Consider the following 12,271-nt stretch of genomic DNA (forward strand, 5'->3'; position numbering starts at 1 on the left):
TCACGATCCCATGCTCCCCGCAGTCTCGGTGGCGCCGAAGGCGTCAGATCAGGTGGAGCCGCTCGCCCACCTTCTTCAGGGCGGCGAGGGCGGCGTCGATGTGTTCCCGCTCGTGCGCGGCCGACAGCTGACAGCGGATCCGGGCCTCGCCGCGCGGGACCACGGGATACCCGAACCCGATGACGAACACGCCCTCACGCAGCAGTTCGCGGCTGAGCCGGATCGCATCCGCCGTTTTCCCGATGATCACGGGAACGATGGGCGTGCCCCCGGGAATCGGCTTGTATCCGAGTTCGATCAATCCTTCGCGGTAGTACTCCGTGTTGTCGCGGAGCCTGGCGACGAGTTCCGGATGCGTCTCCAGGTGCTCGATCGCGGCCATGGCCCCGGCCGCCGAATGGCAGGGCAGGGCGTTCGTGAACAACTGGGTGCGCGACGCCTGAACGAGATAGTCGATCACGGCTTCGGAACTGGCCGTGAAGCCGCCCGCCATGCCCCCGAGCGCCTTGCCGAGCGTCGACGTGACGATGTCGACCTCGCCGTGCATCCCGAAGTGCTCGGGCGTCCCGCGCCCCGTGTCACCCAGGACCCCCGTCGAATGCGAGTCGTCCACGGCCATGATCGCGTCGTAGCGGTCGCACAGTTCACGGATCTCCGGAAGCGGCGCGATCTCCCCTTCCATCGAGAAGATGCCGTCCGTGATGACGAGGCGGTGGCGCGCGTCGCGGCTCGCCTCGAGGGCGTCGCGCAGCGAGCCCATGTCCATGTGATCGTAGATGAAGCGGCGCGCCTTGCAGAGGCGGATCCCGTCGATGATGCAGGCGTGGTTGAGGCGGTCCGAGATCAGGGCGTCATCCGCGCCCAGCAGGGGCGCGAAGAGGCCCTCGTTCGCGTTCCACGCGGACGTGTACGTGAGGGAGGCCGGCGTCTCGAGGAAGTCCGCGATCTTCGCCTCGAGTTCGTGGTGAATGTCGAACGTCCCGCAGATGAAGCGCACCGAGGAGGTCCCCGCGCCGTACTTGTCCACTCCGTCCTTCACCGCCTGCATCACGGAGGGTTCGTCGCACAGGCCCAGGTAGTTGTTCGAGCACATGTTGATGGTCTCGCCCAGACCGGCGATGTCCACGACGGGAGCCTGCCGCCCCATGATGTGCAGCAGTTCCTTGTGAACCCCGTTCTCCTTCATCTCCAGGAGTTCGGAGACGAGGCGGTGCTCGAGGCCCCGGTTCACACTCGACGTCATCACATCCCGCTCCTCATACAGTGTCATGATCGCGCCGTCCCGGGCTCGTGTCGCTCAGGGATAGAGATCGCCGACCCGCTTGTCGGTGGCCCATGCGGTGTCCACACGAATTCTGGGGCGCGACCCCCAGTTGCCGCACGAGATGAAGCCTCGCAGCCGCCCGCGAACATGAAGGACGCGGTCGGTCCCCGCCTCGCGAAGCTCGGGATTCAGGCCGTCGAGCGCGAATACCCGCTGGCCGCCGATCCACCCCGGCCCGAACAGCCAGCACCCGGCCGCCTCGCGGATCGTCCCCTCGCCCCAGGTGCGGATCCCGGAGAATCCTCCGCTGTCCGTCACGACGAGCGTGCCGAGATCGATGTCCGACCCGGTGCGGATCCGGTAGCGGCCGGGCGTGCCGAGCGTGATCGGCCGCGCCTCGTAGTAGCTGACGTGCTGAGGCGCGCACACGGCCCGGAACGTCGTCCGCCGCGCCGCGAGCTCGATCGAGGAGTCGGTGACCGCCAGCGTGGCGGTGTCAAGCCGCCCGCACGCGTCCTCGGACACGGGCCCGCCGAACTCGAAGGAGAACGGCGATCCCACCTCGACCGTCTCCGGATACGCGACCCAGGTGACGAGCGCTTCGCTGGAGGCGCCCTCCCCGAGGCGCCAGCAGCCGGCCGTCAGCAGCACGGCGGCGGCGAGGGCCGGAACGGCGGGGGCGGCGGCGCGCGCCACGGGGGCCGAGTGGCTAGTCCAGCGCGAGGACGACCTTCGCCGCCTCGCCGGAATGCATGGAGTCGAACCCTTCCTCGAAGCGGTCGAACGGGAGCCGGTGCGTGATCACCGGCTCGATGTCGAGGCGTCCCGCCGCGAGGAAATCCCGCATCTCGATCCACGTCCGGTACATGAGCCGCCCCACAACGCCGTACACGTGGAGACCCTTGAAGATCACGTCGCGCGCAAGGTCGACCTCCACCGGGTCCTTGGGAAGTCCCAGCAGCCGGACGTGCCCGCCGTTGCGGCACATGCGGAACGCGGAGCGCACGCCTTCGGGATGCCCGCTCATCTCGCACACCACGTGCGCCCCGTAGCCGTGCGTGAGGTCGGCGATCCGCGCCTCCACCTCCCCGTCCGCCGGGTCGAGGCAGTCGTGCGCGCCCATCCGCGCCGCGAGTTCCCGCCGCCCCTCGTGCGGCTCGACCGCGATGACCCTGGAAGCGCCCGCCGCGCGCGCGATCCCGATGGCGAACAGGCCGATCGGCCCGCACCCGACCACGGCGACGACCCGCCCCGCCACCTCCGTGTGCAAAACCGTGTGGAAAGCGTTGCCGAGCGGGTCGAACACCGCCGCCACGTCGTCGCCGATGGCATCGGGGATGTGGATGATGTTCGCCGCCGGGATGGAGACGTACTCCGCGAAGGCGCCGTCCCGGTCGATGCCGATGATCCGGGTGTCCCGGCACACGTGCGCCTGCTCGGTGCCGCAGTACTCGCAGTGTCCGCAGACCAGGTGCCCCTCCGCCGAGACGCGGTCGCCGACCTCGATGTTCCGGACCAGCCGCCCGGTCTCGACAACTTCTCCCATGAACTCGTGGCCGAGGGTGACGGGCGGATTCACGCGATGCCGCGACCAGCGGTCCCACTGCTGTATGTGCAGATCCGTGCCGCAGATCCCCGCCCGCCGCACCTTGACCAGCACGTCGCGGGAGCGAATCTGGGGCACCGGCGCGTCGCACAGCACGAGGCCGGGGGCCGGCCCGGGTTTGCGGATCGCTTTCATGGAGGCGGAAAATGGCTCCTGGATGGAGACGTGTCGGGTGGCGCACAATGTGCCGGAGGGTCTGACCGGGCGGCAAGCTCCGGGAACCCGCGGGGGCGGCTCTCCGTACGATGCTTCAGCGGGGAGCCGCTGACCGCCGCGTGACGCCGTCCCGGCGGTCTCGGGACCATTCTGGAGTCGGATCGGACCTGTGCGCACGACGACAAGGAAACGACCGGACTGGCGATACCGGGTCGCGTCATCGCGCTCCCGCCGCCGGGAGCGGGCCGTGTGGTGGGGGGGGATGCTCGCCTCTGCGCTCCTGCACGCGTTCCTCCTCCTCGCGTGGGTGCGCCCGGCGCCCGAGTTCGAGCGGGCGGCCCGGCCCGGCGTGGATCCCGATCTCCCCGCCGGCGGGGGCGGCCTGAGGGCGCTCAGGGTTTCCATGCCCCGCAGGATCGAGATCCCTCCGCCACCGCGTCCCGTCCTCGCCGTCGACATGCCCGAGATCCAGGTCCGCGAGACGGAGATCGAGGTGGCCTCCGAACTGCTCCCCGTCGGCGCGCCGGCGCCATCGCCTGGGCGCGGGGCCGGGTTCGGTCCCGGGGACGAGGGAGCGGGCGGGGGCGAGGGCGACGGATACGTGTCGCCCGTGCCGAGGTCCGTCGTGCCGCACTGGGACCCCCCGAGCGCCGTGCGCGGCATGGAGGTGACGGTGCGCGTCTTCGTCGATGCGACCGGGCGCCCCGGCCTCGTCGAACTGGACCCCCCGACCCCGGATGAGGGGTTCAACCGCGACATCATGCGCCAGGTGCGGGCGTGGGAATACCGGCCCGCGCTGCGCCACGGGACCCCCGTCGACGGCTGGGCCGAGATCACCTTCATCTTCTAGCCGCCACGAACGCCGCCCGCGATCCGCCCACCGCTGCGGGCCCTCAGCGGTGTTGACGGCTCGTTGATCGCGCGCCCGATCCTCCGGTCACAATCCGTTTGACCAGGGAGGTGCGGGTGTGTGGGATCTGAATCGCGCGGAACGCAAGGCGCTGGGCGCGTCGCTGGTACTCGTGGGCGTAAGCCTTGTGGCTCGCACCCTCCTCGTGCCCGAGCCCGGTCGGGTAGACGGTCTCGAAGCGATCGACCCCACGACGGATCTGGAGGGCATCGAGGGCGAGGTCGTCGCCGCCCTCACCCGGGAGCAGCGGGCACAGACCCCACTCGCCGATGGCGAGCAGATCGATGTGAATCGCGCCCCGGCCGACGAACTGCGCCGGCTGCCCGGCGTCGGGCCGAGTCTGGCGGCGGCCCTCATCGAGGAGCGGGAACGCGCTCCGTTCCGACGAACCGCCGACCTGGAGCGGGTCCCTGGAGTGGGGGAGGTCACCGCACGCCGCCTCGCCCCGTATCTCCGTTTCGAACCCGGGGCGCCCCGACCGGCTGCCGCTCCCGTCGCGTCGGTGTCGACGGGATGTCCGCCCGGAGGGGCACGGATCGATCTCAATCGAGCCAGCCGCGCGCAACTCGAGAGTCTCTCCGGCATCGGCCCCGCCCTCGCGGCACGCATCATCGCGGACCGAAGCGAGAACGGGCCGTTCGAGACGCCCGAAGCCGTCACCCGCGTCCGGGGCATCGGGGCGCGCTCCTTCGCCCGCTTCCGGGATCGGGTATGCACGGGGGTGCGGTGACGCCTTCGCCGGCCACGGACACACCGGCCCCGAGGCGGAAGCGGCTGGCGTCGGACCCCAGGGTCCTTCGCCTCATCCCGGCGGAATTCGCGAGCCGGCATCTCGTGCTCCCGTTGCGGCGCGCCGGACGGACGCTCTCCGTGGCCATGGCGGACCCGTCCGACGCGGCGCTCATCGACGACCTGAAGTTCCTCACGCAGTTCGAGATCGAAGCGATCAGAGCGGGGGAACACACGCTCCGCCAACGGATCGACCGGAGCTACGAGGCCGCCACGCCGCGCAACGGCGGGCGCGCGGAGGAGGCGGGTGAGGCATCGCCGGCCGAGGCCGGTTCGGCCGAAGGCGACGAGGAACCGGCCGTCCGGCTGATCAACGACGTCCTCGGCGATGCGGTACATCGTGGCGCTTCGGACATTCACTTCGAGCCGTACGAAAGCGAACTTCGGGTTCGCTATCGCCTGGACGGGAGACTGCGCGAAATCATGCGACCTCCCTTCGGGATGTCGGCGGCCCTGACGTCTCGCGTCAAGATCCTGGCGGACCTGAACATCGCGGAACGCCGGATACCCCAGGATGGTCGGATCCGCATGCCGGTCGCCGACAGGGTCATCGACTTCCGGGTCTCGACGCTTCCCACGCTGTTCGGTGAGAAGGTCGTCCTTCGAATCCTCGACAGGGAGCGGCAGACATTCGACCTCGAATCCTTCGGGATGGAGGCGCGCGCGGAGCGCACGCTGCTTGCGGCGATCGCGCAAACGTCAGGCATGGTTCTGGTCACAGGTCCCACGGGATCGGGGAAGACCACCACGCTCTATAGCGCACTCGCGAGACTCAACACGCCCGAGGCGAACATCATGACCGTCGAGGATCCTGTCGAGTACAGCATCGAGGGCATCAATCAGGTCCAGATTCGTCCGAAGATCGGCCTTACCTTCGCCACCACGCTTCGCGCCTTCCTGCGGCAGGATCCCGACATCCTCATGGTGGGCGAAATCCGTGACCGCGAGACGGGCGGCATCGCCGTGAAGGCTGCGCTCACCGGCCATCTCGTGCTTTCCACCCTCCACACCAATGACGCCGCCTCGACCGCGACGCGACTGGTGGACATGGGGATCGAGGCGTTCAACGTGGCCGTCGCCGTAAAGGTCATCACCGCCCAGCGGCTCGTCGGTCGGATCTGTCCGGACTGTCGGGTCGAGACGAGCTACGCACCCGAGATCCTGAGTTCGGTCGGACTGGAAGGAGGCGGACACGGCAAGGGCGGCTTCTACCGCGGCGGGGGCTGCGATTCGTGCGGCGGATCGGGGTATTCGGGCCGGCAAGGCCTGTACGAAGTCCTTCCGATGTCTCCCGCGATCCGCCGGCTGGTCCTGGCGGGCGCCTCCTCGGAGGAGATCGAGCGCTGCGCGGTAGACGAAGGGATGATCACCCTGCGGCAGGATGGGTTCGCCAAGGCGAGAAGGGGGATCGCAACACTCGAAGACGTGCTCAGAGAGACGCCGGCATAGGCCGAGCCACATGGACCCACGTCTGGTTGAACTGCTGAGCGAGATGGTCGAGCGGGGTGCGTCCGACCTGCACCTCACGGCGGGCGAACGCCCGAAGCTCCGGATCGACGGCGATCTCGCGGACAGTCGCGCGGAGGACGTGCTGCACCCGGAGGATACTGCGGCTCTCGGCCGTTCGATGCTCTCGAGCGACCAGCGCGCGCGTTTCGCGGGTGAGCCCGACTTCGATTTCGGCTTCGCGATTCCCGGCCTCTCCCGCTTTCGCGCAAACCTGTTCCGCCAGCGGGGGAGCGTGGCGTGCGCCATCCGCCGCGTGCCGGTCGATATCCCGAGCCTGCGCGAACTCGGCGTTCCATCGGTCGTCGGCCGTCTGGCGGACAAACCGCGCGGGCTCGTGCTGGTGACGGGCCCCACCGGCTCGGGAAAATCGACGACGCTGGCGGCGATGGTCGACCGCATCAACACGGCCCGCTCGGGCCACATCGTGACGATCGAGGATCCGATCGAATTCGTACATCCGCACAAACGCTGTATCGTGAACCAGCGCGAGATCGGGCAGGACACGCCCGACTTCGCCAGCGCCCTCCGCTACGCGTTGCGCCAGGACCCCGACGTGATCCTCATCGGCGAGTTGCGGGATCCCGAGACGATTCAGGCCGCGCTCACGGTCGCCGAGACCGGACACCTCGCGCTCGGCACGCTGCATACGCGTTCGGCGGCGGAGTCCATCCACCGGATCATCGACGCGTTCCCGGCGCACCGACAGGAGCAGGTGCGCGCGCAGTTCGCCCACGTCTTCGAGGGCGTCATCACCCAGACGCTGCTTCGCCGGGCGCAGGGCAGCGGACGCGTCGTCGCCTGCGAGATTCTGGTCGCGACGCCCGCGGTCAGGGCTCTGATTCGGGAGGCGAAGGTCCATCAGATCCATTCCGCGATGCAGGCCGCGCGCAGGTTCGGCATGCGGACGCTCAACGATGCGCTCCACCGGCTCTATGCCCGGCGGCAGGTGGACTTCGACGAATGCCTCCGGATCACCTCCGATCCCGCTGAATTCCGCCGCATGACAAGTACGTCCGCGCCGGATGAGTCCCTACGGTGACGGAGTCGATGTGAGGAGAGCGATAGCGACCGGCCGCCGGCGACGGCGCGGGGTGGATGATGTGGGGGCTGGCGGTCGGTCCACCCCTCTCCGGGACGAGAGCCGGTGACGTCTGTGTTGGCGAACATGGGCCGGGGCGTGCGGCGCCGCGTCCTTGCACCGTCGGCGCGGGTGACAACGCGGGATCTCGTACTCTTCACGCGACAGTTCTCTGTGATGATCAGCGCCGGGTTGCCGCTCACCCGGACGCTCGAGACCCTCGCGCTCCAGGCGGAGTACTCTGCGCTTCGGCAGGTGGCCCGCGACACGCTTCGTGACGTCGAGGCCGGGAACACGCTGGCCGGCGCGCTCGGCAGGCACCCCCGCGTTTTCACGCAGCTCTATGTGAACATGGTCCACGCGGGGGAGTCGGGGAGCAGGTTGGACGGGATCCTCGACCGCCTGGCCACCTTCCTCGAAAAGAGCGAGGAGATCCGTCGCAAGGTGAAGGGCGCCATGCTCTATCCCGCCGTCGTGCTCGCGGTGGCCATGGCCGTGGTCGCGACGCTCCTCCTCTTTGTGATCCCCACGTTCGAGACCGTGTTCGCGAGTTTTGATGCGACGCTCCCGCTCCCGACACGCGTGGTCATCGGTCTCTCAAGGATCGTCCAGAACTGGTGGTGGGCGCTGCTCGCCGTGGCGGGCGGCACGGTTCTGATACTGCGCCGCTGGACCGCAACGGATGCGGGCCGGCGGCACTTCGACCGTACGCTGCTGCAACTGCCGGTTCTCGGCTCGCTGACCCGGAAGGCCGCGGTATCCCGCGTCACGCGGACTCTGGGAACGCTGCTCTCGTCGGGCGTTCCGATTCTCGAGGGACTCGAGATCACGGCGCGGACGGCGGGGAACCGCGTGATCGAGGACGCGATACAGGCGAGTCGGGTCGCGATCCGGCGGGGTGACTCCATCGCGCGCCCACTACGCGAAACCGGGGCCTTCCCGCCCATGGTGGCCCGAATGATCCATGTCGGAGAAGAGACCGGAGACCTCGACGGGATGCTGGCCCGGATCGCCGATTTCTACGACGACGAAGTCGATTCCGGCGCCGAGAGTCTGCTGAGAATACTGGAGCCTGTCCTCATCGTGATCCTCGGAGGTCTCGTCGGCGGGATGATCATCGCCATGTACCTCCCCATCTTCGAACTCATCAACGCGATCCAGTGACGCCACCCGGACCCCTCCGGACGCGAGTCCTCGCGGCTTGCGGGGTTCCCCCTCGTTCCTCTTCTTGGCGCATGTCCGCGAGCGCAAACGACGAAGAGAAGATCCACCGCGGGACGGCTCCCCGCGTGCAAGACCTCCTCGGCCAGTCGGTCGATGCGGCCTTCGAGCGGTACGGACGCGCGACGGCGGACCGGCGGGTCGGGGAGGACCGATGGCTGCGCTTCGAGGCTCCGGACTGGACGCTGCGTCTGCGGGCCAGGCCGGACGGGATCGGCGGTCCGGCCCTCGTCCGGTCGTGGACGGCCGTCTTCGCGGAAGGGTTCGACGCCGTCCCGGAGGCTCTCCACGCGTTGGGGCTGCCGCCTCCCGAGCCGTCGGCCGGGACGGAGGAACTCCGCCGGCCGCTGCCAGACGCGGCCGGACGGGTGCATTCGCTGACCCTGTCGGAGCGAAATGGCCGAATCCGGTCCGCCACCGGCTTCGATGAACCGCCGGATTGGGACGTTGAGACCCCGTTGCTGGACGATGGCTAATTGTGGGGTAACCGTCCGCAGTCGCCGGCGCGCCGCCGGAACCGCGGCCCGCGCAGCCCCACCGGAGGTGCTGCCGAAGATCCAACCCGGGCGGAAGTGAGGAGAGGGATGGGAAGAACGACGAAGAGTGGTGCGGAGGGGTTTACGCTGATCGAGCTGCTGATCGTGGTCGTCATCATCGGCATTCTCGCGGCCATCGCGATTCCGCAGTTCACGAGCACGAAGGAAAAGGCGTTCGATGCCGCCGCGCAGAGCGACATTCGCAACCTGATGACGGCCGAGGAAGCGTACTTCTTCAACCACCAGGCGTACGCCGCGATCGCCGTAGCCGCCGGCGGAGCGGGGGATCTGGACGGCGATGGCACCCCGGACTTCCAGGCCAGCACGAACGTCGCGCTGACGGTGACGGCCTATCTCGACGGCTACCAGATTACGGCGAAGCACGCATCCTCGCCGAACACGTGGTGCGTGAATTCGTCGGCCGCCAACGCCTCGGGAGCCGTCGGACAGATCATCGAGGCCACCAGTTGCTAGCAGCAGTTGATGCGCCGTTGACACGGGGGGCGATGCTTACGGGAAGAGTCGGCAACGCTCATTCAGGAAGGGGAGTCCCCCGTGCGGCAAGACGGATCACGTAGATCGCCTGGATCACACACAGGGCGGAGTGGGTTCAGTCTGGTGGAGGTCGCGATCGCGCTGGCGGTCACAGGATTGGCCGCGACTTTCATCATCTCTCGCGAACCCCTGGATCGTTTCAGCCTGACGCGAGCCGCCCGGGTGGCGGAGTCGCAACTCACGCTGGCACGTCTCCACGCCGTGGCAACCCATGTGCCGACCGCGGTGACGCTTGCGGGGACCCGGCTCGAAGTGTCGCGGCGTGGAGGGTCCCTGCTGTCTCGCGTCGACCTCGGGCGGCACACCCTGGGTCGGCTCGACTCGCTGCGGCTGCAGCCCTCCACGCTCCGTTTCAACGCGCGGGGACACGGGTCGCCCGGTAGCGTCTACCTCTATCGCGGCGAGCGAGGCATTCGGTTGGTGTCGAACTTCGTAGGCCAGGTCCGCGCGGTACCTTTTCAACATTGAAGACCGCCGGCATCAGTCTGGTCGAGGTCCTGCTGGCCATCGTCGTGACGTCCGTCGGGGTCCTTGGAGCGGCGGGCGTAGCGCTCGGGATCGGCTCGCAGGCGCTCCGGGCGGCCTGGGACACGGAGCACGCCCTCGCGGGTCGAAACGCCGTGGAGTCGCTTGTCCGGGCCGGATATGCCGCCGCGGCTTCCCACGCGAGCGCCGTCGACATCGGCGGACGTCGATTCGACGTGTCGCTCGACGTGACCGCCGGGTCGCCGCGGCTCAAGTACGCCCGCGTGACGGTGTCGCTGCCGCCGGCCCCGGAGGCGGAACTCGAGATCGTTCTCTCGCGGCCCCGCCCGCTGCCCGCAGCGCCATGAGCGTTCCACGCCGCCTCGCGCCCGCCGAAACCTGCCGCCAGGAAGGGTTCACGCTCGCCGAGATGCTCGTCGCGCTGGCCGGCGCCGGTCTGCTCATCGGCTTGCTCATCGGCATGCTCGCGAGTCAGAGCCACTTTCATCTGCGGAACGAGGATGCCATCCAGGCTTCGCAGATTGCACGCGCTCTGTCCGACGGAATGGGAGCGGAGATCCGCAGTGCCGGGCCGGGCGACCTGCTCCTTGCGACGCCCGACACGGTGTCCATCCGCGTAGACGTGTTGAAGGCGGTCGTATGTGGTGGGGCGAGCGGCGGCTCAATCGATCTCTTCGCCTACGATTCCATCGCCGCGAACCTTCATTCCGGGTGGCGCGGCACGGCGCTTTCCGGGCCGTACTCGGCGGCCTGGGTATACGCGGACGGGTTTACGCCCGCTTCCAGTGTCTCGGCGGCCGCGGAGACCGCTTGCAGGGCTGCCGGAGCGGATCGGGCGAATCGGATGTCGAACCGGTGGTTCCGTCGCACAAGCGGCTGGAGCGGAGGCTTTGCCGCGACGCCCGCGCCCGGCTCGCTCGCTCGCGTTTATGGACGGCTCACCTACGCCATCCGCCCATCCGATTCCGAGCCGGGAACGGTGTCCATCCGGCGCAACGGCCAGGAGTTCGTATCCCCGCTCGAATCCGGGACGGCGTTCGAGTACCGGTTGTCGAGCGGCGCCATTCAGGCCGGCGTAGCGCCCGGAGATCTCTCCCGCGTGCCCGAAGTCCGGCTGACCGGTACGGCCATCGGCCGAAACGGGCGTGCAGCGGGTCGGCGGGTCGTTTACGCGATGTCGCTCCGTAACTGAGACATGAAGCGATTCGGATTGCGGCGCCGGAAGACGACCGTTGGAGTCGATATCGGCAGCGGTTTCAGCAAGGCCGCGGTGATCGACCATGGCGAGAACGGCCCACGCCTGACAGGGCTCGCGACCGCTCCGAACGAGGCGGACACGGTGCGCGGCGGGACGATCAGGGATCCGGAGCGAGTCGCGGACAGGCTTTCCGCGCTGTTCAAGCGGGAGCGCATCAAGCCTCGCAACGTGGCCATCGGCATCGGGGGGCGCGATGTCCTGAGCAAGGTGATCGAAATCGACCGGATGGATGAGGCGGAAGCCCGCGCCGTGATGCCGTGGGAAGCGGAGCAGCACGTCCCCTTCGACATGAAGAACACGGAACTGGATTTCGCGATCATCGATCCGAACGGAGAAGGATCGACGATGACCGTGCTGCTGGCGGCGGCGAAGCGCGACGTGATCGAGGGACGGATCGCTCTCCTGCGGCGGGCGGATCTGAACCCGACGACGGTCGACGTGGAGGCTCTGGCCCTTCGCAACGCGTTGGAGGCGAACTATCCGACCGCGATGAAGGATGTGACCGTGCTGGCCGACATCGGGGCCCATTCGACCGCCATACACCTGCTTCGGAACGGACTTCCCCTGCTGACCCGCGAACTGGCCGTCGGCGCCCCGGCCGCTGACGAATTGGAGGAGTGCAGCCGCCGGATCGCGCGCGGCATCGACCGGACGGGGACGCTCGTCGAAACGGGGCCCGGGATCGCACGCGTCTATCTGTGCGGGGGAGGGGCCACGGCGTCCGGACTGGTCGAGATCCTCGCGGAAGCAACGGGTGTGGAAACGCGCCTCGCGAGTGCGTTCGAACGGATCGCCGTCGCGCCCGATGTTGCGGACCGGGCAGATCTGGGCTCAATGGCGCCGATGCTCATGCTCTCGGTCGGGCTGGCTCTTCGATCCCCGGCCCGGGGCGGCTGAACGTGG

The 12,271-nt window shown here is 68.7% G+C and carries 14 protein-coding genes; 11 read left to right on the forward strand and 3 right to left on the reverse strand.

The window, feature by feature from the left end; genetic code table 11:
* Nucleotides 1-43 precede the first annotated feature (43 nt).
* Genes RN901_RS09495 through tdh form a run of 3 tightly spaced genes read right to left on the reverse strand, consistent with a single transcriptional unit; the run spans nucleotide 44 to nucleotide 3,005 of the window.
* Complete coding sequence (locus tag RN901_RS09495; RefSeq protein WP_310758034.1) at nucleotides 44-1,270, reverse strand: glycine C-acetyltransferase; 1,227 nt, start codon at nucleotides 1,268-1,270, stop codon at nucleotides 44-46.
* A gap of 27 nt (nucleotides 1,271-1,297) precedes the next feature.
* Nucleotides 1,298-1,960 carry a hypothetical protein gene (locus RN901_RS09500; protein WP_310758035.1) on the reverse strand — a complete coding sequence of 221 codons (663 nt, stop codon included), beginning with the start codon at nucleotides 1,958-1,960 and terminating at the stop codon, nucleotides 1,298-1,300.
* A 13-nt stretch (nucleotides 1,961-1,973) separates the two neighbouring features.
* Nucleotides 1,974-3,005, reverse strand: coding sequence for an L-threonine 3-dehydrogenase (gene tdh / locus RN901_RS09505; RefSeq protein ID WP_310758036.1), 1,032 nt, complete (start codon nucleotides 3,003-3,005; stop codon nucleotides 1,974-1,976).
* Nucleotides 3,006-3,288: 283 nt separating this feature from the next.
* Between tdh and RN901_RS09510 the strand changes: the two genes are divergently transcribed.
* From RN901_RS09510 to pilM, 11 genes are all read left to right on the forward strand, one after another.
* Entirely contained in the window at nucleotides 3,289-3,876 is a 588-nt protein-coding gene (locus tag RN901_RS09510; RefSeq protein ID WP_310758037.1) for an energy transducer TonB, read from the forward strand.
* 118 nt (nucleotides 3,877-3,994) lie between these two features.
* On the forward strand, nucleotides 3,995-4,666 hold the full coding sequence (locus RN901_RS09515; RefSeq protein ID WP_310758038.1) for a helix-hairpin-helix domain-containing protein: 672 nt from the start codon (nucleotides 3,995-3,997) through the stop codon (nucleotides 4,664-4,666).
* Entirely contained in the window at nucleotides 4,648-6,174 is a 1,527-nt protein-coding gene (locus tag RN901_RS09520) for an ATPase, T2SS/T4P/T4SS family (RefSeq protein ID WP_310758039.1), read from the forward strand. Before RN901_RS09515 ends, RN901_RS09520 begins: the two co-directional genes overlap by 19 nt.
* Nucleotides 6,175-6,184: 10 nt before the next feature.
* Nucleotides 6,185-7,273: a type IV pilus twitching motility protein PilT gene (locus RN901_RS09525; protein ID WP_310758040.1), complete on the forward strand. Its 1,089-nt coding sequence runs from the start codon at nucleotides 6,185-6,187 to the stop codon at nucleotides 7,271-7,273.
* Nucleotides 7,274-7,378: 105 nt separating this feature from the next.
* Complete coding sequence (locus tag RN901_RS09530; protein WP_310758041.1) at nucleotides 7,379-8,476, forward strand: type II secretion system F family protein; 1,098 nt, start codon at nucleotides 7,379-7,381, stop codon at nucleotides 8,474-8,476.
* Nucleotides 8,477-8,601: 125 nt separating this feature from the next.
* A complete protein-coding gene (locus tag RN901_RS09535) occupies nucleotides 8,602-9,009 on the forward strand; it encodes a hypothetical protein (protein WP_310758042.1) in 408 nt (135 codons plus the stop codon).
* 108 nt (nucleotides 9,010-9,117) lie between these two features.
* Nucleotides 9,118-9,543, forward strand: coding sequence for a prepilin-type N-terminal cleavage/methylation domain-containing protein (locus tag RN901_RS09540; protein ID WP_310758043.1), 426 nt, complete (start codon nucleotides 9,118-9,120; stop codon nucleotides 9,541-9,543).
* 81 nt (nucleotides 9,544-9,624) lie between these two features.
* Nucleotides 9,625-10,092 (forward strand): prepilin-type N-terminal cleavage/methylation domain-containing protein, encoded by a 468-nt coding sequence (locus RN901_RS09545; protein ID WP_310758044.1) that lies wholly within the window; start codon nucleotides 9,625-9,627, stop codon nucleotides 10,090-10,092.
* Nucleotides 10,089-10,457, forward strand: coding sequence for a hypothetical protein (locus tag RN901_RS09550; RefSeq protein WP_310758045.1), 369 nt, complete (start codon nucleotides 10,089-10,091; stop codon nucleotides 10,455-10,457). Before RN901_RS09545 ends, RN901_RS09550 begins: the two co-directional genes overlap by 4 nt.
* A complete protein-coding gene (locus tag RN901_RS09555; RefSeq protein ID WP_310758046.1) occupies nucleotides 10,454-11,302 on the forward strand; it encodes a hypothetical protein in 849 nt (282 codons plus the stop codon). Before RN901_RS09550 ends, RN901_RS09555 begins: the two co-directional genes overlap by 4 nt.
* A 3-nt stretch (nucleotides 11,303-11,305) precedes the next feature.
* Nucleotides 11,306-12,265 (forward strand): type IV pilus assembly protein PilM, encoded by a 960-nt coding sequence (gene pilM / locus RN901_RS09560; RefSeq protein ID WP_310758047.1) that lies wholly within the window; start codon nucleotides 11,306-11,308, stop codon nucleotides 12,263-12,265.
* Nucleotides 12,266-12,271 lie beyond the last annotated feature (6 nt).

This window comes from Candidatus Palauibacter soopunensis, assembly GCF_947581735.1.
Classification (GTDB): domain Bacteria; phylum Gemmatimonadota; class Gemmatimonadetes; order Palauibacterales; family Palauibacteraceae; genus Palauibacter; species Palauibacter soopunensis.

Coding starts and splice junctions, on each gene's coding strand:
- RN901_RS09495 (WP_310758034.1), bottom strand. CDS start 1,270: ATGACACTGTATGAGGAGCGGGATGTGATGACGTCGAGTGTGAACCGG.
- tdh (WP_310758036.1), bottom strand. CDS start 3,005: ATGAAAGCGATCCGCAAACCCGGGCCGGCCCCCGGCCTCGTGCTGTGC.
- RN901_RS09510 (WP_310758037.1), top strand. CDS start 3,289: ATGCTCGCCTCTGCGCTCCTGCACGCGTTCCTCCTCCTCGCGTGGGTG.
- RN901_RS09520 (WP_310758039.1), top strand. CDS start 4,648: ATGCACGGGGGTGCGGTGACGCCTTCGCCGGCCACGGACACACCGGCC.
- RN901_RS09525 (WP_310758040.1), top strand. CDS start 6,185: ATGGACCCACGTCTGGTTGAACTGCTGAGCGAGATGGTCGAGCGGGGT.
- RN901_RS09540 (WP_310758043.1), top strand. CDS start 9,118: ATGGGAAGAACGACGAAGAGTGGTGCGGAGGGGTTTACGCTGATCGAG.
- RN901_RS09555 (WP_310758046.1), top strand. CDS start 10,454: ATGAGCGTTCCACGCCGCCTCGCGCCCGCCGAAACCTGCCGCCAGGAA.
- pilM (WP_310758047.1), top strand. CDS start 11,306: ATGAAGCGATTCGGATTGCGGCGCCGGAAGACGACCGTTGGAGTCGAT.